Here is a 19,233-nt window from a genome sequence, read left to right as displayed (position 1 = left end):
CATGAACACTGATAATGCCCTCGTGATTCTGATGGCCCTGGCCCATCCCACCCGGCTCGCCGCCTTCCGCTTGCTGGTTCGACATGAACCCGACGGCTTGTCGACCGGGCAATTGGTCGACGCAAGCGGCCTCACTCAGAGTACCTTTTCCACCCATCTCGCCATCTTGGTGAAGGCGGGACTGGTGACGGCCGAAAAGCGCGGCCGCCAGCAAATCCAGCGTGTGAACATCGATGCTCTACGCGGCCTTATGATCTTTCTCGCCAAAGACTGCTGCGAGGGGCGCGCGGAACTGTGTGAACCATTGCTGGCAGAGCTCGCCTGCTGCTGAACGAAGTCTTATGACCTCGATACATCAGGGAATACGCAAAGTGACGGCGTCACAACGCCGACAGGAGTATCCATATGATCCACGACATCATCATCTATCACAATCCCGCCTGCGGCACATCACGCAACACTCTGGCAATGATCCGCAATGCGGGAATCGAACCGCATGTCATCGAATACCTCAAGACCCCGCCTGCCCGCGCCCTGCTGGTCGAGATGATGGAACGCGCCGGCATGACCCCGCGCGAACTGCTGCGCGAAAAGGGCACGCCTTACGCAGAACTGGGCCTCGAGGACGAAACGCTATCTGACGATCAACTGGTCGATGCCATGATGGCGCATCCCGACCTGATCAACCGGCCTTTGGTTATCTCATCTCTGGGCGTGAAGCTGTGCCGCCCGTCCGAAGAAGTGCTCGACCTTCTGCCGGCGCCCCAGCGCGGTCCTTTTGCGAAGGAAGATGGGGAATTGGTGATCGACGCGGATGGCAACCGCGTGACCGCGTGACCGCGAGCCGACCAGTGACGACAAACAAACATCCCCTGCGAAGGACGATGCTGGCCGAGGCTATCGGCAGCCTGTTCCTGTTCGCGACGGTGATCGGCTCCGGCATTATGGCCGAGAGACTTGCCGGAGGGAACGTCGCCATCGCGCTTCTGGGCAATACGCTGGCGACCGGCGCAATCCTGTTTGTCCTGATCACGGTGCTAGGGGCCATTTCAGGCGCGCATTTCAATCCAGTCGTCACGCTTGTCGCCCGGCTGCGGCGTGAGATCGACACCCGTGCCGCATTGGCGCATGTTTTTGCACAGCTAGCAGGCGGTATTCTCGGCGTCTTGATCGCTCATTTCATGTTCGACCAGCCCATATGGCAGATATCCGGAAAACTCCGGGCCGGCCCGGGACAATGGGCGGGCGAGGCGGTCGCCACCTTTGGCCTCATCTTCACGATATTGGGAACGGTGCGTATGCGCCCGCAGTGGGTTCCGGCAACCGTCGCCCTCTACATTACTGCTGCCTATTGGTTCACCTCCTCGACCAGCTTCGCCAACCCGGCCATCACCATCGCCCGGTCGCTCAGCAACAGCTTTGCGGGCATTGCCCCCTCCAGCGTGCCTGCCTTCATTGTCGCCCAACTGGTCGGCGCACTGGCGGCGAACGCCATGAGCCAGGTGCTATTCTCCCCGTCTTCGCATGAGGCCCGCAATGACCCGGCTCCGCAAACTGTCTGACGTCGATCACCTTCCCGCGCTGCAAAAGGAATATCTGCTGCGTTCCCCGGCACTCGGCCTGGGCGAACTAATCCCGGCGCCCCGCATCCTCCTGCTCTATGGGTCTCTGCGAGAGCGCTCCTTTTCGCGCTTCGCTGTGGAAGAGGCTGCGCGTCTGCTTCAGCTTTTCGGGGCGGAAACGCGGATATTCGATCCCTCCGATCTTCCATTGCCCGACCAGGTGAAGGGCGACGATCATCCGGCGGTTCATGAACTGCGCGAACTGTCCATATGGTCCGAAGGCCAGGTATGGTGCAGCCCGGAGCGGCACGGCGCCATCACTGGCATCATGAAGGCGCAGATCGATCATCTGCCGCTGGAAGTGAAGGGCATGCGGCCCACCCAGGGGCGGACGCTGGCGGTCATGCAGGTGTCCGGCGGTTCACAATCCTTCAATGCGGTCAATACGCTGCGCCTGCTCGGCCGCTGGATGCGGATGTTCACCATCCCCAATCAGTCGTCGGTCGCCATGGCTTATAAGGAGTTCGATGAAGCGGGCCGGATGAAGCCGTCCAGCTATTACGACCGGATTGTCGACGTGATGGAGGAATTGGTACGGCTCACGGTTCTCATGCGCCCCCACGCCGATCAGCTTGTGAGCCGCTATTCCGAACGAAAGGCCGCAGGCATCAAAGAGGCGGAACATCCGTCCATCAAGGCGGTCAGGGGCTGAGATGATGACGGGGGGAACCACAAAGGCCCCCAATTTGGATGGCCATTGGTTCACCGGCTGCTGCTGGTGCCGGTGGCTAGGTTGCCGCGCGCCCGAGCAACAGCGATAAGAATGGGGCTGATCGCCCGTTGAATGCTTCGCCGTTCATTGGGGCCAAGCGGATGACCGGCGGGGAACCACTTCGCCGCCGCCAAGCCGCCCATTTCTGCACGGCACATGTTTGATGATTGTCGCACCGGGTTTGCTGCTGTAGATCGGTACTGTCGTGAAACGTCTGCTCACCGCCCTGCTCCTATTCGGAGCCTTGCTCGGCCTTTTTGGGGCAGAGCTGGCCTATGCGCATGCCATTCCGGCCACAATGGCCGCGCCCGAAGCGATGACGATGGACGCCGACTGCATGGCGATGATGGCCACGCAGCAACCTGCGCCCGCCGAGAAACCGTGTAAGGGCCTCACGCTGGAGTGCATCGCGGCGATGGGATGCGTTGTGCCGCTGATCGCAGAAGACCAGGGCAGCGCGGTTGCGACCCCTCTGCTTTATGACGCGCCCGATTTCTGGTCCACGACCCCCGTGCTGGCCGGCCAAAATCTCGCGCCCGATCCTGAGCCACCCACGATCCTTGGCTGATTGAACGATCGCTCCCTTCGCCCGCCCATCGGCAGGTCGAAGCAGCGATCCCCTGCAATTTTCAGTCGATGGATATTCGTGATGACTTTCAAGATGACAGCTACTGCCCTTGCGGCAGCCCTCAGCCTTGCCGCGCCCGCCTGGGCCGGTGAACGCCACCCAGCACCCCAAGGCCATTGGGAATGGCGAGCCGCGCCGCAATATGGGCCGCGCACAACCGTGCCTTCACAAAAGCGCGTCTGGATTCCCGATCAGGCGCAGATGGCACATTGCGATTGCGACATGATGGCGATGAACACAGCCGACTGCATGAAGTCCATGCATGAGGGCCGTTCGGATCCCTCGGCCGGCTGAAGCAAGCTTCCCGGCCGATAAGCAGAACCATGGCCAGGCGCGTTGCGCCGACGCAACCCTATCCGTTGCGTCGGCGCACGTCGCTGAGCGGTACGGTTCTCAGGCCGGGTGGCTCCCGATCGGGAGACCCCCATGTATCGATTTCTGTTTGCTTTTCCCTTGCTGGCGCTCAGCGCGGCAGCGGCTCATGCCGAGCCTCTGAGCTTCGAAGATGCCCTCGCTCGCGCACAAGGGCAGGCGCCATCCATTCGCGCGCGCCTGCTCGAGGCCGAGGCCCGCAGATCGGCGGCAACGGCCGCCGGGCAGCTGCCCGATCCAAAGCTGGGCGTCGGGCTCGACAATTTCCCCGTCTCCGGTCCGCCCGCAGGCACCTTCGCGGGAGACAGCATGACGATGGGGCGCGTCGGCATCAGCCAGGACGTGCCCAACCTCGCCAAGCGCCATGCCCGTACCGGCCGTGCCGAGGCCGATGTCGCGGCAGCGCAGGCGAGCAATCTCTCCGAGGCACGACGGGTCAGGGTGGCAACCGCGCTCGCCTGGATCAGCCTCGCCTATGCCGAGCGCCGACTTGCGGCGGTCGACGGGGTCAAGGCCGACTTGCAACCAATGGTAGGGGCAACACGCTCAGGGGTCGCCTCGGGCACGGTGCGTCTGGCGCAGGCGCTGGACATCCAACAGGCCCTGGCGGCGCTCGAAGACAAGAGAAGCGAGGTCGCCGCCGATCTGGGACGGGCGAGAGCGACGCTGACGCGCTGGACCGGTGACAGCAGTGTTGAGCTCGCGGGCGATATACCCCAATTCACGGTCGATCCCGCCGCGCTGCGCGCTGCGATCGACCGCCATCCCGATCTCGCCGTTTCCATCACCCGCACACGCCAGGCGGAAGCGGACATCACCGTCGCCCGCGCGGAAAAGCGCCCCGACTGGGGGTTCGATGTTGCCTATCAGCGTCGCGCCGACCGCTATGGCGATATGGTGTCGGCAGGTGTGTCCGTCAGCCTGCCGCTCTTTGCCAGGAAACGCCAGGATCCGATGATCGCCGCCAGCGTCGCGACCGCTGGCGCGGCGATGGCCGAGCAGGAGGACATGCGGCGCAGCCTTACCGCCGACCTCGAAAGCGGGCTTGCCGATCATGTCATGCACCATGAGCAGTGGATGCGCGCGCGAGACACATTGCTGCCACTCGCGCAGCGAAAGACCGATCTCGAGACGGCCAGCTATGGCGCTGGGCGCGCGGGCCTCGTCGATGTGATCCAGTCCCGGTCGATGCTGGCCGATACCAAGTTGCAGACGCTGGATCGCGAGGCGGAAGTGGCGCGCGACGCGGCGCGCCTGGTGCTGACCTATGGGGATGACGACAAATGAGCGACAGGATTTCAGCACGAATGCGGCTCGGTCTTGCCGCCACGGTTATAGCGGTCGTCGCGGGAGGGGCCGGCTATGGCATCGCCACCCTCGGACACGGCGAAGGGGCCGCTCCCAAGGGAGCCGATTCCGGCCGCAAGGTCCTCTACTGGTACGATCCGATGGTGCCGAGCCAGCATTTCGACAAGCCCGGCAAGTCGCCGTTCATGGATATGCAGCTCGTCCCCAAATATGCCGGCGAGGGACCGGCGGAAGCAGGCATCGCCATCGATCCCGCACGGACCCAGAATCTGGGGCTGCGGGTGGTCGCGGCGCAAACCGGCACGATGGGTTCGGCGCTGACCGCGACCGGCAGCATCGATTTCAACCAGCGTGACGTGGCCGTGGTCCAGAGCCGTGCGGCAGGCTTTGTCCAACGCGTCTATGCTCGCGCGCCAGGTGACGTCATCGGCGCAGGTGCGCTACTCGCCGATCTGCTCGTTCCCGAATGGGCCGGCGCCCAGGCCGAATATCTTGCGGTCAGGCGGACGGGTGATGCCAGCCTGACCCGCGCCGCGCGCCAGCGCCTGGCGCTGCTGGGCATGCCAGCGGGCACAATTGCGGCCGTCGAGCGCAGCGGCAGGCCGCATAATGTCGTCACCATCTCCTCGCCAATTGGGGGCACCATCAAGAACCTCGGCGTCCGCCAGGGCATGACCGTCTCCGCCGGCGAGACGCTCGCTGAAGTGAATGGGCTAGGGACGGTCTGGCTCAATGCGGCCGTGCCCGAGGCGATCGCCGGGCAATTGCGCCCGGGCCAGAGCGCGACCGCGACGCTCGCCGCCTATCCGGGTGAGCACTTCGCCGGTAGGGTCGCCGCGATCCTGCCCGCCGTCCAGGCCGACAGCCGAACGCTGACCGTGCGGATCGAGCTTCCTAATCGCGGGGGGCGCTTGAAGCCTGGCATGTTTGCCACTGTCGATTTGGGCGGTAGTGCGCGGTCGGCGCTGCTCGTGCCCTCAGAGGCGGTGATCCAGACCGGCAAGCGGACGCTGGTCATGCTCGCACTTAACAAGGGCCGCTATCAGCCTGCCGAGGTCCAGACGGGCCAGACGAGCGGCGGCCAGACCGAGATCCTCGCGGGCCTCGCTCAAGGAGAAAAAGTCGTCGCCTCGGGCCAGTTCCTGATCGATTCCGAAGCGAGCCTGTCGGGCGTTCAGGCGCGGCCGATCGCGACATCCTCTGCCTCACCTCCTCGAGCGGCGGCGGCAAAAGCCGGCGCTTATGCAACGGTCGGCCGGATCGACAAGATCGAGGCGGCCAGCATCACCTTCAGCCATCAGCCGGTGCCGGCGCTGCAATGGCCGGCGATGACCATGACCTTCCGGCTGGCGACTCCGACCCTAGCCCGTGGTTACGAGGTCGGCGATCGGGTCCGGTTCAGCTTCGACCAGTTGCCATCCGGCCCGACAGTCAGGACCATGGCGCGCGAGGCTGGCCAGTGATCGGGCGGCTGATCCACTGGTCGGTCCAGAACCGCTTCTTCGTCGTTCTCGGCGCGCTTGCGCTGGTGCTCGCTGGGCTCTGGGCGGTTCGTTCGACACCGATCGATGCCTTGCCCGATCTGTCCGACACGCAGGTCATTATCCGCACCTCGCTCCCCGGCCAGGCGCCGCAGATCGTCGAGAACCAGGTCACCTATCCGCTCGCCACCACCATGCTGTCGGTGCCCGGCGCGAAGACAGTGCGCGCCTACAGCTTCTTCGGCGACAGCTTCGTCTACGTGATCTTTGAGGACGGCACCGATCTCTATTGGGCGCGCAGCCGCGTGCTCGAATATCTCAATCAGGTCCAGGGCCGGCTTCCCGATCAGGCGAAAAGCGCCATCGGTCCCGACGCGACAGGGGTTGGCTGGGTCTATGAATATGCGCTGGTCGACCGCACCGGCGGACACGATCTCGCTCAGCTTCGCGGGCTTCAGGACTGGTTCCTCCGCTATGAGCTCAAAAGCCTGCCTGGCGTCGCCGAGGTCGCCAGTATTGGCGGCATGGTCAAGCAGTATCAGGTTGTCCTCGACCCGGTGAAGCTCGCCGCCTTCGGCATCACGCATCAACAGGCGGTGTCGGCCATCAGCCAAGCCAATCAGGAGGCTGGCGGCTCGGTGCTGGAGATGGGCGAGGCCGAATATATGGTCCGCGCATCGGGCTATCTAAAGACGCTCGATGATTTCCGCGCGATCCCGCTGCGGACCGCGGCCGGCGGCGTTCCGGTGACACTGGGCGATGTCGCCACCGTCCAGATTGGCCCCGAAATGCGGCGCGGCATTGCCGAACTCGACGGGGACGGCGAGGTGGCGGGCGGCGTCGTCATCCTGCGCCAGGGCGCGGACGCGCGCAGCACGATCGAGGCGGTCGAGACCAAGCTGGAGGAGCTGAAGAAGAGCCTGCCGCCCGGCGTTGCTGTGGTGCCGACCTATGACCGCTCACAGCTCATCGATCAGGCGGTGGAGAACCTCACCCACAAGCTGATCGAGGAGTTCGTCGTCGTTGCTATCGTCTGCGCCCTGTTCCTCTGGCACGTCCGCTCGGCGCTGGTCGCAATCGTCACTCTGCCGCTGGGCGTGCTCGCCGCCTTCATCGTCATGCACGCGCAGGGGGTGAATGCGAATATCATGTCACTGGGCGGTATCGCGATCGCCATCGGTGCGATGGTCGATGCCGCGATCGTCATGATCGAGAACGCGCACAAGAAGACCGAGCATTGGGAACGCGAGCATCCCGGCGAACATCTTCATGGGGCGCAGCACTGGATCGTCGTGACCGAGGCGGCGATGGAGGTCGGCCCGGCGCTGTTCTTCAGCCTCCTCATCATCACCCTCTCCTTCGTTCCGGTGTTCACGCTCCAGGCGCAGGAAGGCCGCCTGTTCGCGCCGCTCGCTTTCACCAAGACCTATACGATGGCGGCCGCTGCGATCCTGTCGGTGACGCTAGTGCCGGTACTGATGGGCTGGCTGATCCGGGGCAGGATCCCTTCCGAACAGGCCAATCCGATCAACCGGGCGCTCACCAGCGCCTATCGCCCCGCGATCGACTGGGTGCTCGAACAGCCGAAGACCACGCTCGTCATCGCCGCGCTGGTCTTCGCGACCACCGCCTGGCCGCTCTCGCGCCTCGGCGGCGAGTTCCTGCCGGCGATGAACGAGGGCGACCTGCTCTACATGCCTTCGGCCCTGCCGGGCCTCTCGGCCGCCAAGGCGTCGGAACTGCTCCAACAGACCGACCGGATGATCAAGACCGTGCCCGAGGTGCAGAGCGTGTTCGGCAAGGCCGGGCGCGCCGAGACCGCCACCGATCCGGCGCCGCTTGAGATGTTCGAGACGACGATCCGCTTCAAGCCCCGCGATCAGTGGCGACCCGGCATGACACCCGACAAGCTGGTCGATGACTTGGACCGGGCAGTGAAGGTGCCGGGCCTCGCCAATATCTGGGTGCCGCCGATCCGCAACCGGTTCGACATGCTGGCGACCGGCATCAAGAGCCCGATCGGGGTCAAGGTTTCTGGCAGCGCTCTTGCCGAGCTCGACCGCATCGCACGTGCGGTTGAGGGCGTGGCCAAGACCGTGCCCGGCGTCAGCTCGGCGCTGGCCGAACGCCTGACCGGCGGGCGCTATGTCGATGTCGACATCGATCGCGCTACGGCTGCCCGCTACGGACTGAACATCGCCGACGTGCACGCGATCGTCTCGGGGGCAGTCGGTGGCGAAAATGTCGGGCAGACCGTCGAGGGGCTGGCCCGCTATCCGATCAATGTGCGCTATCCGCGCGAAATCCGCGACAGCATCGACGCCCAGCGGGCGCTGCCGGTGCTGACACCGTCGGGCCAGCAGATCACGCTCGGCACGGTCGCGCGCATCGCCGTTGCGGACGGCCCGCCGATGCTCAAGACCGAGAATGGCCGCCCCTCGACCTGGGTCTATGTCGATGTGCGCGGGCGCGATCTTGCTTCGGTGGTCGGCGACCTACGCCACGCCGTGGCGAGCAAGGTTAGGCTCTCGCCCGGCGTCAGCATCGCCTATTCGGGGCAGTTCGAATATCTCCAGCGCGCGGTCGACCGGTTGAAGATCGTCATCCCAGCGACGCTGGTCATCATCTTCGTGCTGTTGTTCCTCATCTTCGGGCGCTTCGACGAAGCGCTGCTGATCATGGGCACGCTACCCTTCGCGCTCACCGGCGGATTCTGGATCCTCTACCTGCTCGGCTACCACCAGTCGGTGGCGACCGGGGTCGGGTTCATCGCGCTTGCCGGCGTCGCCGCCGAGTTCGGCGTCGTGATGCTGATCTACCTGAAAGACGCGCTCGAACAACGAGGAGCCGATCCGCCACCCGATGTCGTCGCTAAGGCCGTGCGCGAGGGCGCGCTACTGCGCGTCCGGCCCAAGGCGATGACGGTGGCGGTGATCATCGCCGGCCTGCTCCCGATCCTGGTTGGGTCGGGCGCGGGCTCGGAAGTGATGAGCCGGATCGCCGCGCCCATGGTCGGCGGCATGCTGACCGCGCCGCTCCTGTCGATGTTCGTTATTCCTGCCGCCTATCTGCTCATGCGGCGGCGACAAGTCTCGTCCACCCCACACACCGTTTTACCCTGAAGGAGAAAACCATGAAGCATGCAAGACTGACCATAGCCCTCGGCCTCGTCGCCCTCACCGCCGCGTGTGGTAAGAAGGCGGAGACGCCCGTCACCGCCGAGACCAATAGCGCAGCACCCGCCGCGGCCACGAACACGATGGATGGCGACATGGGCAACATGGCGATGGCGCCTGGCGCCAAGATGGCGAAGGGAACAGGCAAGGTAACGGCTCTCGACAAGGCCGCGGGCACGATCACGCTCGATCATGGCCCCATCGCAGAGGCAAACTGGCCGGCCATGACAATGGCCTTCAAGGCCGCGCCCGCGCTCATCGACAGCGTGAAGGTTGGAGACGAGGTCAGTTTCGACCTGAAGCTGGAAGGCCGCGGCGGCGAAGTCACCGCGATCAGCAAGAAATGAGTGTCCCGGGCACGGGCCTCTTGAGCCCGTGCCCGCTCAAACCTCGGCGGGCGCGAGGGCGCCGATGATCCGGCAGTCCGCGATCGTACCCTGGTCGCACTGCTCGATCAGGTTCGAGAGCTCCCGCTTCAGCGCCAGCAGGTCAGCGATCTTCTCTTCGACCGCCTTGAGCTGCGCGCGCGCAATCTCGTCGACCGCGCAGCATGACCGGCTGCGATCATCGGCGAGATCGAGCAACGTGCGGACCTGGTCCAGCGAAAAACCAAGATCGCGCGCGCGACGCACAAAGCTCAGCCGGTCGACATCGTCCTGGCCATAGGCGCGATAGTTGCCCGCCGTGCGCTCGGGCGGCGCCAGAAGTCCGATCTTTTCATAGAAGCGGATGGTCTCGATCTTCGTGCCTGTCGCCTTGGCCAGCTTGCCTCGCGTGATCATCTGCCTGCCTCTTGACCCTGTACTTGCTACAGGGTGCATATAGGATATCGACTCGCAGAAAAGAAAGCTCCGCCCTCATGGCCTGTTCCAGCTGCGCGGCCGATAAAGCCGACCATATCAACAGCCCTGCGTGGCGCCGCGCCTTGTGGATCGCGCTGGCGGTGAACTTGCTGATGTTCGCGGTCGAGCTGACCGCCGGCCTTCTCGGCGGCTCGAAGGCCCTGCAGGCGGACGCGCTCGATTTTATGGGCGATGCCGCCAATTATGCGATCAGCCTCGGTGTTGCAGGCTTGGCGCTTGCCTGGCGCGCGCGCGCCGCGATGGTGAAGGGCGTCACGATCTTCAGCTTCGGCCTCTATGTGCTGCTGAGCGCGCTCTGGGCGCTCTCGCGCGGCACGCATCCGCAAGCCGAGGTAATGGGCATTGTCGGCTTTGCAGCGCTCGTCGCCAACGGCGGGGTGGCTCTCATGCTCTATCGCTCCCGGACCGGCGATGCGAACATGCGCTCGGTCTGGATCTGCTCACGTAATGATGCCATCGGAAACCTCGCAGTCCTTTTCGCGGCACTGGGGGTTTTCGGCACCGGCTCCGGCCTCCCAGACATTATCGTCGCGGTCATCATGGCCGGGCTCAGCTTGTGGGGCGGCGAGGAGATAATTCGGCAGGCGGTCGGCGAATGGCGGTCTCTCAACGGAGAAGTTCGGCAACATTTTCGTTTCAGCGGAGACCGCGACTGACCGCTTTCCGTCGGCTTTCCTATTGCCACCAATGACGGTTGCGACTTGCAGATGTGATTTGGGTGCTGGCTCCCCGCAGTGTGAGGAGCCAGCCGATTTCAGATTTCTGTCCCTTCTGCCAAAGTCAGAGCGTCCTCCACATCAACGCCGAGATATCTGACCGTACTTTCGATTTTCGTATGGCCAAGCAGGATCTGCACCGCGCGAAGGTTTCCGGTCGCCTTGTAGATGATTGATGCCTTCGTTCTCCGTAGGGAGTGCGTGCCGTAATCCTCGCTTGGCAGGCCGATCCCTGTGACCCATTCATCCACAAGGCGGGCATATTGCCTGGTGCTCATGTGGGCCGAATGATCGGTGCGGCTCGGGGAGGCATAATCCTCCAGGGAACCGCCGCGCAGTTCCAGCCATCGGAGCAGGCTGGCGCGAGCGTCGTCCAACTCGAACTGGACAGGCCGCCCCGTCTTTTGCTGAACAACGATCGCCCGCGTTCGAATCTTCCGATCACACACGATGTCGCCAATCTTGATCTTTACCAGATCACAACCGCGCAGTTTGCTGTCGATGGCGAGGTCGAACAGCGCCCGGTCGCGGATCCGTCCATGCTGATCAAGGAAGAACCGGATTGCCCAAATCTGGCGGGGCTTCAATGCGCGCTTCGCGCCGACTTTGCGTCCCGAATTCCACGACACTCGTTCGCGTGCAGCGGGATCAAATTCTGATAATCCCATGACACTTCTCCAGTGGCCATCATGGCCACGGCAGAAACGTTCAGACAAGCTGGAGGCAGCAGATCGCGAGCCGTTCTGTCAGGGGCAAAAGTTAGCTTATTTCGATAAACTCATCTAGCCTCCCTATAAATCGCCTCTGTCCTCGACCCAAAGCGGCCGTTCCAGAGGACGCGGAGCGCTTCCGCGAGCTGCCGCTCAATAGACGGGCCGCGCTTAGCTGGACGCGAGAGCGCTTTCCGGCGCAACGGGCGAAACCCCGCTTGCGTCCGTCACGAGAGTTAATCATTCTGGACCGACGGGGGATGGGAAATGGTCAAGAATCTATTGGATTGGGCTGCCGAGCAGCCTAACTGGGTGAAGGACAGCCTGCGGCGGATCGCCGTCGCACCGGATCACTCCCTGGAGCCGGAGGACGCCGACTGCATCCTCGACAACGTGCGTGCCGCGGCCGGCGCCGGCTCTTCACCCCACCCCATAACCGCGATTGACGCTTCGCATCTTGGTGGCGGCTCAGGCGATGCGCGGCGAACCGTGCTCGCGCAGCTCGGTCCCGTGCAGAACATTGACCGCCTCGCCGGTAGCCAGAAGCTGCGCATGGCCGGTGTGGGCATCACGTTGGTTTACGGCGAAAACGGGAGCGGGAAGAGCGGATACACCCGCATCGCCAAGCGACTTTGCCGAAGCCTGACCTCGGACCAGCTGCGGGGGAACGTGTTCGACGCCGGCGGCGGGCCGATGCGGGTGCAGGTGCGCTACCAAGTCGGCGACGACGCGGTGACCGAGATCGATTGGGATCCCGCAACGCCACCTCCCTCGCAGCTCCGTCAGATATCGGTGTTCGACAGCCACAACGCCCGGCTCTACGTCGATAGCGGTAACCGGATCGCCTACCTGCCGCGCGAGCTCGCGATCCTCGAGCACCACGGCGAGTTGTGTCAACGGATGGCCACGAGGTTCTCGGCGGACGAGAAGGCCCTCGCGCCGCGGCTGCGGGTCGCGCTGCCGGCCGGATACACCCCAGGTTGCACGGTCGCGCTGACCCTTGCCAAACTGGATCCCAAGGCGCCCTCGCTGCCTTCCGAGGACGAAATCCGCAGGCTGTCCGACCTGAGCGAGACGGAGCTCGCAGAACTCGCCCGGCTCGAAGCCGAGCTCGCCGCCGATCCGGTGGCGCTTGCGGCTACCCGCCGCCGCGCCATCACCGTGTTGAAGCGCGTGGGCGAGGTGCTGGCCACCCTCCGAGACGGACTCTCGGACAGGGTCGGTGAGACGATCGCGTCGGCTCGGCGCGAGCTGGCCCAGGCGGTGGAGGCGGAGAGGATCGCGGCCGCCGCCAGTTTCGCAGGCGAGCCCGTCGCGGAGGTCGGCGGCGAGGCCTGGCGGATCCTGTTCGAGGCGGCGCGCCGTTTCGTCGCCGCCGGAGTGGAACCCCCGCCCGCGCGTCTGCCTGAGGCAACCGGCGACCTGTGCGTCCTTTGCCTCGAGCCGCTCACCCCGACGGGCTCCGCCCGGCTGGCCCGGTTCAACGACTTCGTCAGTGGCGAGGCCACGAAGCGCGCCGACGGTGCGCGCGACGCCCTCAAGGCGCTCCTGACGCAGGTCGAGCAGGTGAAGGTGCCGGAAGCATCCTTGGTCGAGGAGACCTTGGCCGGATACGGACAGCTCGATGAGACCCGGGCCATGACCGTTGCCGACATCCTCAAGGCGCTGGCCGGGTTCGAGGCGAGGCGCGCCGCACTGCTGGACGACACAGCGACGTCTGCACCGACGCCGGACGTAAGCGCGCTCGCCGAGACGGTCGCGGCGGAACTCAAGCGCCTCGAGGGCGAGGCCGCTTCGCTTCAGCGAAGCGCCTCGCATACCGAGGCGCTGGACGCCAAGCGGACGCGGCTTGCCGAACTCAAGGACCGGGCGAAGCTCGCCAATGACCTGGAGACGGTCTTGCAGCGCCTGCGGGACGTCACGGAGCAACGGTCGCTGACGGGGTGCCAGGCCCAGGTGGCGACACGTTCGATCTCGACGCAGATCACCGCCCTGCGCAAGCAGCTCGTCACCGAGGAGCTTGAACGGAGGATCGCAGAGGAGATCGGCGCGCTCGACCTCACCCATCTTCCTTTCAAGGTCAGCGACTCCAGCTCAGGCGGCAAGAGCCTGTTCTCGGTCGGCCTGCACGGCGCTGGCGCTGTGAAGAACAACCAGGTGCTCTCGGAGGGCGAGCAGCGGGCGCTCGCGCTCGCATGCTTCCTCGCCGAGATCGGAGGCGACGACGCGCGCTACGGAATCATCGTCGACGACCCCGTCTCCTCGCTTGACCACCTGCGCATCCGCAAGGTCGCGCACCGTCTTGTCGCCGAGGCGAAGAAGGGACGGCAGGTGATCATCTTCACGCACAACCTTGTATTCTTCAACGAAGTTGTGTCGGAGGCCGCCAGGGCAGGAGACGCCGCGCCGCTGATCAAGTCACTCGTCGCCAAGACGCAATTTGAGGGCTTCGGCGTGATCCGCGAGAATTGCGAGCCCTGGGTCGCCGACCTCAACGCGCGGATCGAGACGCTGCGGACGCGCGCGAAGGAGCTTAAGGGCGTAACCGACTTTGACACGGACCAATATCGGCGGCAGACGAAGGACTTCTACTCGGACCTGCGCGAATCCTGGGAACGGGCGGTCGAGGAGGTCGTCTTCGCGAAGACGGTCGTAAGGTTCGTGCCGGATGTCATGACAGGCAGGCTCAAGGAGGTGACCGTCACTGACGATGACTATCGGACAATCTTCTTTGCAATGAAGCGAGCCTCGGAACGCTCAGGCCACGACATGTCGGCCGGCCGGGACATCCCGCAGCCGTCCCCTAACGAGATGGAAGCCGACCTGAAGGTGCTCGACGACTTCAGGATAGAGCTCGGCAAGCGGCGGAAGGCGACGTCCGTGGCGCGTTCCGCCCTCGAGAATCCGGTCGGCGCGACGCTCCTCTAGGCGAGCCTGATTTCCGAACATCGCTCCTTGCCAAGCACCTCCTTGGCGATTGCCGCCAAGTGCTCGTGGTGCGTGAAGAACAGGACCTGCGTTGATCGCGACAAGTCCGCTAGCACGCGAAATCCGGCGCGAGAGCGATCGTCGTCGAAGTTGACGAAGAGGTCGTCGGCGAGGAAGGGGAGCCGCACGCCGGCATCCACAGACTGTTCAAGCGCCGCGATGCGCAGCGCCAGGAACAGCTGATCAGTCGTTCCTTCGCTCATCTGTCCCACTTCCACGACCGTCTTGCGATCTTCGCAAAGGCCGATCAGTCTGGGTGTCGAGTCCTGCATGTCGGCATCCAAGCCTTTGTAGCGGCCCAGCGTTAGCGTCTCGAAGATCGTGCTCGCACGGGCGAGCAGCGGGTCCTGGTGCCTCTTTCGATACTTTTCGATCGCCCACCGCAGCATGACGGCCTGGGTGCGCTTCATCAGATAGGCCTCCGCCTGCACCGCCATCTCGGCACGCGCCGCCTCGGCGTCCGCCTGCGCGTCTGCGGCTGAGTGGCCGTCGACGTCGAGGTCCTCGAACCTACGGCGCGTGTCGCCGTAGGTTCTGGCTGCATTGGAGATCGTGTCGTCGAGCGCGTCGACCTCGCTGCTGGCCTGCTCCCTGCGCGACGCGATCTCGTCGGGCGTGGTCTTGGCGAGTGCTTCGATCAGCTGTTCAAGCCCGTATCCGTCACCCTTGGCGACGATCTCCGTCTCCAGTTCACGAACCTTGGCGCGCAAAGCGCGCACCTGCGATGATGCGTCGAGGCGATCCGGGAGGAGGTCGGTGTCCTCGATCGCGAGTTGTTTCACGACTTCCCCGAGGCCGCTTCTGGCCGCTTGTGACTTTGCGTCGGCCTCGCCCTCCTCGGCCGATCGACGCGACACCTCGCCCTTGAGCTCCCAGGCCTGAGCCTCGGAAGCGCGGGCCTTCGCAAGACGACTTTTTAGGACGTCGAGCGGGTCGCTGCCCCCTGGGGCGCAGTCGAGCTTGGCCGCGAGCTCCGCCACGGCGGACTTGAAGCCGTTCGCGTCGCGCTCGATCCCGGCGACACGGATTCGAAGGGTGGCCAGTTCCTCGGAGGCGCTGCGAAGCTCGTCGATGATCTCGAAGCGCAGGTCGGCGCCTTCAACCGGCAGATCGACCCCGGCGCGCTCCGACACGGCCTTCCAGGCCTCTCGGCCTCTCTGCTCCTCCCCCTTGCGGGAGGTCATCGACTTGGTCAGGGCGTCTGCCTCGTTGACGAGCCTCGCGATCTCCTGTTCGAGTTCCCTCCTCGCGAGCGCCTGTTCCTCGCGTGTCGTCCGCGCGGCTTCCGCTGCTGTTAGGATCGGCAAGATTATCGAATTCGTCGGAGCTTCGATGTCCAGAGCCCGACACAGAGCCGCCAACGCGTCCCGCCGGCGGGATTGAGCACGTGCAAGTTCGCCTTCGGCGCCGGCTACGGCTTCGAATACCTCGATCGCTTCGGTGCGAGCCGCTTGCCACGCTGCCATCGCGAGCGGCGCGAGAAGCGGAAGTCCTACGCGCGCGAGACGGTCGTCCCACCCGCGTCTGAAGTCGCTCAGAGCTGCCTCAGCAAGTGTCACGGCGCGGCCGGCTTGTTCTGACTCTAAGGAGAGCCGATCGCGCAGGTCGACCATCTCCGCAAGGCGGCCGGATGCCTCGGCCGACGAGTAGCGCCTATCGGCGAGCGTGTCCGCTTTCTCGACGAGATCGCCGTATGCGGCTGCACGCCGTTGACCGTCCTCAATGACAGTTCCGGCCGTCAGTCCCTCTCGGATGAAATCCCAATCCGCGTCCCGGACCTGCCTGGCAGCTGCGAGCGCCTCCATCGTCACCGCTCCATCCGAGGCGCTTCCGCGCTCGATCTGATGCGATAGGGTCTCGGCCTCGTTCCGAAGCCGTGTGGCAGCGGTGGACGCCTTCTTAAGCTCGGCCTCCAGTTCCGCGAGGCGATCCCGCGCCTGCTGCAGTTCTGCTTCCGACAGAGACGGTAGCCCGAACAGCTCGCCGGCCGAACCGCTCCAAGGCTTCAGTTGGGCGAGCAGAGCATCCCGTCGGGCAGCGGTCCGGTTCAAGGTTTCGGCTGCCGCGTCGCAGCGCTCGTCAAAATCGGCGCCAAGCTGCCGGGCCGCATCGACCGCGGAGACGAGCGTGGTCAGTGCCGCGTCCGCGGGTAGCTCGGTGAGCCTTTGCTCCAGGCGCGCGAGCCTGGAGCGGACGTCCCCAAGATCCGATTCCGCTTGGTCGGCAGCTGCGCGCGCGGATACGATGCCATTGAGAACCTGCCGGAGCTCGGTCACCTGAGTGCGTGTTGGCACGACCGCAATCGCGGATCCGAATTCCTTGTGAAGGTTGCTCACCTGAAGTTCGAGCTGCTCACGCCTCGCGGCAAGTCTCGGCAGATCTTCGGCGGCCTTGGTCTCGGCTCCGCGCCGTTCGAGGAGCCGTTCGATCTGTTCCGAGGCGTCGATGACCGCGTCGTCGAGATCGACGACGCCTATTCGCTCTTCGGCCTCCGACAGGAGCCGCTTCGCCGTTGTGCGGTCGCGTTCCGCCCGTTCGAGTGCGTCAAGGCACTCCCGTGCTTGAGCCTCGATCTGCTCGCCGACGACGACAACGTCCGCGAGTTCACCAAGCTCCAGCAGCGTCCGGGCGCGGGCTTCGACCAGACTGGCGACGCCTCGGAGGCGATCGAGAGAGCGCAGCTCCTGCTTCAGTGCCAGCCGCTCACCCTCGAGCTTCTTCAGTGCCGCGTTAGCCTCTTCTGAGACTGCGCGCGCATCCGACCACGCCTTCGGCTTAAGGCTCGCGTCTCGAACCGTGCGGAGGCTGGCTTCTAGGTTGCGCTCGGCGGCGGTGTAGGTGCGGCTGGCCTTGGCGCGCTTGCCCCAGATGGCGTCAGCATCGTCCTCGAGCGTGGCCAGCACCGAGGCGACAGCCGTCAGGTTTGATCCCGCGGCGAAGAGCGCCTGCCCGGCGTCGTCCTTCGCCTTCACCATCGCTTCGCCGCCTTCGCGCAGTGCGCTCTGATCAAGGCTGAAAGACCGGCCGAAGGTCTCTCTCGTCTGACCGCGCAGCATGCCGAGGAGTGGCGCCTCGTCCATCGGCTTGTCGTCGGCGTCGACCAGCGTCCCGCTGCCGCCCTTCCGTCTGCGGACGGCGGTCTGTCGGTCATCCTCCTCCAACAGGGCGCCAATTCGAAGCAGCGGGTAGTCGAAGCGGAAGTTGTAGGGCGACCGCATGGGAATGCCGAACAGAAGATCCGTCACCGCGGCCATCGACGTGCTCTTGCCGGCCTCGTTTGCGCCGTAGATGAGATGGAGGTCGGAGGCGCCCGATCGAAACTCGAGCACGCGATCCTCGAAGTGGCCATACTTCTCCAGACTGAGCTTGGCGAACCGCATCAGGCGTCTCCCACCAGGCGAGCCCGCAGTGCGGTCGCGCTCGCTTCGAGGATGCGGTCCCAGCTGCCGGCTTCGGCAAGCGCACGCAGTTCGTCCTCGTCGGGTGCTCCGAGAGAAGACCTGGCCGACACGAGGAACGGTTCGAGTTCAGTCCTCAGCTCCGCCATGAGTTCGAGATCCGAATGCGCCTCATCGATGATCTCGGCGAAGTCGAGACCAGCTTCCGGCTCTTGGGCGGCATGCGGCGGGGTCACCTCGCTGACCACCTTCTCGATCCAGAGATCGGGCGAGATGGATGTCGCGATCGCGCGAACCTCATCGCGGAGTTCTGCCCCGCGGTCCTTCAGCGTACCCGCGATCTCCGAAGTTCCGTGAAGCGCCACACGGACGATCAGCGGTCGGCCTGCGCCTTCGGTTGGCAAGGCGGACCCCAGAGCGGAACGGATCAGGTCGGTAACGGAGTTCATCCGGGCTTCTGTGCAGTCCACCTCGATCTTGCTCCAGCGAAGCACGTCCAGCTCAACGGGTACAACGGAAGCCACCTGCCTGTCGGCCACCTCCACGAGCACCGCGCCCTTCGGACCAGTCTCGCGTATGTTCCGCCCCTGAAGGTTGCCGGGGTAGACGACGTGCGGTTCGGTGGAGACGATCTGCTGGGCGTGGACGTGTCCCAGGGCCCAATAGTCGTAGCCCTTCGCTCTCAGGTCGGGAACGTCGCAGGGGGCGTAGGGCGCGTGCCCAAGAGCTCCGGAAAGAGCGGTGTGGAGCACGCCGACGTTGAAGGCGTGCGGGACGGCATCGGGGTATTTCGGCACGAGGTTGTCCGTGACCGCAGGCGTGGCGAAACTCTGGCCATGCACCGCCACGCCGAAATCTTCCAGCAGGTGGGTCTGAGGCTGGCGGCTGCTGAAAAGCCGCACGTTGGCGGGCCACGGTATCTGGCGGGTCATCACCGAGGCCGCGTCGTGATTGCCTGCGAGCAGAAAGACCGGGATGCCTTCTCGGTCCAGTCGGCCCATGGCGTGGGCGAAGTAGAGCCCCGTCCCCATGTGCTTCCAGTCGCCGTCGTATAGGTCTCCGGCGATCACCAGAAAGTCGACATGCTCCCGGAGCGCCAGGTCGATCAGGTTGTCGAAGGCCGCACGGGTTGCGCCGCGGACGTCTTCAAGCGGAATGCCCTCGTAGCGCGCGAGGCCGTGAAGCGGACTGTCCAAATGCACGTCCGCCGCGTGCAGAAATCGGAAGCTGCCCATTTACCCCCCAAGTCCTTCATTTCT

The 19,233-nt window shown here is 64.8% G+C and carries 15 protein-coding genes; 11 read left to right on the top strand and 4 right to left on the bottom strand.

From position 1 onward, the window contains the following. Position 1: 1 nt before the first annotated feature. From EGM87_RS04815 to EGM87_RS04775, 9 genes are all read left to right on the top strand, one after another. A complete protein-coding gene (locus tag EGM87_RS04815) occupies positions 2-331 on the top strand; it encodes an ArsR/SmtB family transcription factor (RefSeq protein ID WP_044662161.1) in 330 nt (109 codons plus the stop codon). A gap of 74 nt (positions 332-405) precedes the next feature. Continuing rightward, on the top strand, positions 406-837 hold the full coding sequence (arsC, locus tag EGM87_RS04810; protein ID WP_044662160.1) for an arsenate reductase (glutaredoxin): 432 nt from the start codon (positions 406-408) through the stop codon (positions 835-837). A gap of 35 nt (positions 838-872) precedes the next feature. Beyond that, positions 873-1,562, top strand: a complete 690-nt coding sequence (locus EGM87_RS04805; protein ID WP_262857402.1) for an aquaporin — start codon at positions 873-875, stop codon at positions 1,560-1,562. After that, entirely contained in the window at positions 1,537-2,274 is a 738-nt protein-coding gene (arsH, locus tag EGM87_RS04800) for an arsenical resistance protein ArsH (protein ID WP_044662158.1), read from the top strand. Before EGM87_RS04805 ends, arsH begins: the two co-directional genes overlap by 26 nt. A gap of 265 nt (positions 2,275-2,539) precedes the next feature. Further along, on the top strand, positions 2,540-2,902 hold the full coding sequence (locus EGM87_RS04795; protein ID WP_044662157.1) for a hypothetical protein: 363 nt from the start codon (positions 2,540-2,542) through the stop codon (positions 2,900-2,902). Positions 2,903-3,388: 486 nt separating this feature from the next. Beyond that, positions 3,389-4,621 (top strand): TolC family protein, encoded by a 1,233-nt coding sequence (locus EGM87_RS04790; RefSeq protein ID WP_044662156.1) that lies wholly within the window; start codon positions 3,389-3,391, stop codon positions 4,619-4,621. Next, on the top strand, positions 4,618-6,105 hold the full coding sequence (locus EGM87_RS04785; protein ID WP_044662155.1) for an efflux RND transporter periplasmic adaptor subunit: 1,488 nt from the start codon (positions 4,618-4,620) through the stop codon (positions 6,103-6,105). The genes EGM87_RS04790 and EGM87_RS04785 overlap by 4 nt, the downstream gene beginning before the upstream one ends. Next, positions 6,102-9,245, top strand: coding sequence for an efflux RND transporter permease subunit (locus EGM87_RS04780; protein WP_044662154.1), 3,144 nt, complete (start codon positions 6,102-6,104; stop codon positions 9,243-9,245). Before EGM87_RS04785 ends, EGM87_RS04780 begins: the two co-directional genes overlap by 4 nt. 11 nt (positions 9,246-9,256) lie before the next feature. Beyond that, positions 9,257-9,646, top strand: coding sequence for a copper-binding protein (locus EGM87_RS04775; RefSeq protein ID WP_171010023.1), 390 nt, complete (start codon positions 9,257-9,259; stop codon positions 9,644-9,646). A 36-nt stretch (positions 9,647-9,682) separates the two neighbouring features. Here EGM87_RS04775 and EGM87_RS04770 read toward each other — a convergent pair whose 3' ends face one another. After that, positions 9,683-10,081 (bottom strand): MerR family transcriptional regulator, encoded by a 399-nt coding sequence (locus EGM87_RS04770; protein ID WP_044662152.1) that lies wholly within the window; start codon positions 10,079-10,081, stop codon positions 9,683-9,685. Positions 10,082-10,158: 77 nt separating this feature from the next. Between EGM87_RS04770 and EGM87_RS04765 the strand changes: the two genes are divergently transcribed. Continuing rightward, positions 10,159-10,818, top strand: a complete 660-nt coding sequence (locus tag EGM87_RS04765; protein ID WP_044662151.1) for a cation efflux transmembrane domain-containing protein — start codon at positions 10,159-10,161, stop codon at positions 10,816-10,818. Positions 10,819-10,916: 98 nt separating this feature from the next. Here EGM87_RS04765 and EGM87_RS04760 read toward each other — a convergent pair whose 3' ends face one another. After that, positions 10,917-11,546, bottom strand: coding sequence for a tyrosine-type recombinase/integrase (locus EGM87_RS04760; RefSeq protein ID WP_044662150.1), 630 nt, complete (start codon positions 11,544-11,546; stop codon positions 10,917-10,919). Between the two features lie 309 nt (positions 11,547-11,855). Between EGM87_RS04760 and EGM87_RS04755 the strand changes: the two genes are divergently transcribed. Then, on the top strand, positions 11,856-14,516 hold the full coding sequence (locus tag EGM87_RS04755) for an AAA family ATPase (RefSeq protein WP_044662149.1): 2,661 nt from the start codon (positions 11,856-11,858) through the stop codon (positions 14,514-14,516). On the opposite strand, the gene EGM87_RS04750 is transcribed toward EGM87_RS04755, so the two are convergent. Together EGM87_RS04750 and EGM87_RS04745 are read right to left on the bottom strand one after the other, a co-directional pair. Then, positions 14,513-17,956 carry an ATP-binding protein gene (locus EGM87_RS04750; RefSeq protein ID WP_044662148.1) on the bottom strand — a complete coding sequence of 1,148 codons (3,444 nt, stop codon included), beginning with the start codon at positions 17,954-17,956 and terminating at the stop codon, positions 14,513-14,515. The genes EGM87_RS04755 and EGM87_RS04750 overlap by 4 nt on opposite strands. After that, a complete protein-coding gene (locus EGM87_RS04745; RefSeq protein WP_171010024.1) occupies positions 17,956-19,209 on the bottom strand; it encodes a metallophosphoesterase family protein in 1,254 nt (417 codons plus the stop codon). The genes EGM87_RS04750 and EGM87_RS04745 overlap by 1 nt, the downstream gene beginning before the upstream one ends. Positions 19,210-19,233 lie beyond the last annotated feature (24 nt).

The sequence above is a fragment of the Sphingobium sp. RSMS genome (genome assembly GCF_005406185.4).
GTDB classification, from domain to species: Bacteria; Pseudomonadota; Alphaproteobacteria; order Sphingomonadales; family Sphingomonadaceae; genus Sphingobium; species Sphingobium fuliginis.
The sequence above is the reverse complement of the archived record's forward strand: the minus strand, read 5'-3'. Positions and strand labels throughout refer to the sequence as shown.

Excerpts from the sequence above, each read along its gene's own strand:
- arsH (WP_044662158.1), top strand. The coding sequence starts at position 1,537 with ATGACCCGGCTCCGCAAACTGTCTGACGTCGATCACCTTCCCGCGCTG.
- EGM87_RS04790 (WP_044662156.1), top strand. The coding sequence starts at position 3,389 with ATGTATCGATTTCTGTTTGCTTTTCCCTTGCTGGCGCTCAGCGCGGCA.
- EGM87_RS04760 (WP_044662150.1), bottom strand. The coding sequence starts at position 11,546 with ATGGGATTATCAGAATTTGATCCCGCTGCACGCGAACGAGTGTCGTGG.
- EGM87_RS04775 (WP_171010023.1), top strand. The coding sequence starts at position 9,257 with ATGAAGCATGCAAGACTGACCATAGCCCTCGGCCTCGTCGCCCTCACC.
- arsC (WP_044662160.1), top strand. The coding sequence starts at position 406 with ATGATCCACGACATCATCATCTATCACAATCCCGCCTGCGGCACATCA.
- EGM87_RS04815 (WP_044662161.1), top strand. The coding sequence starts at position 2 with ATGAACACTGATAATGCCCTCGTGATTCTGATGGCCCTGGCCCATCCC.
- EGM87_RS04745 (WP_171010024.1), bottom strand. The coding sequence starts at position 19,209 with ATGGGCAGCTTCCGATTTCTGCACGCGGCGGACGTGCATTTGGACAGT.
- EGM87_RS04770 (WP_044662152.1), bottom strand. The coding sequence starts at position 10,081 with ATGATCACGCGAGGCAAGCTGGCCAAGGCGACAGGCACGAAGATCGAG.
- EGM87_RS04750 (WP_044662148.1), bottom strand. The coding sequence starts at position 17,956 with ATGCGGTTCGCCAAGCTCAGTCTGGAGAAGTATGGCCACTTCGAGGAT.
- EGM87_RS04785 (WP_044662155.1), top strand. The coding sequence starts at position 4,618 with ATGAGCGACAGGATTTCAGCACGAATGCGGCTCGGTCTTGCCGCCACG.
- EGM87_RS04765 (WP_044662151.1), top strand. The coding sequence starts at position 10,159 with ATGGCCTGTTCCAGCTGCGCGGCCGATAAAGCCGACCATATCAACAGC.
- EGM87_RS04755 (WP_044662149.1), top strand. The coding sequence starts at position 11,856 with ATGGTCAAGAATCTATTGGATTGGGCTGCCGAGCAGCCTAACTGGGTG.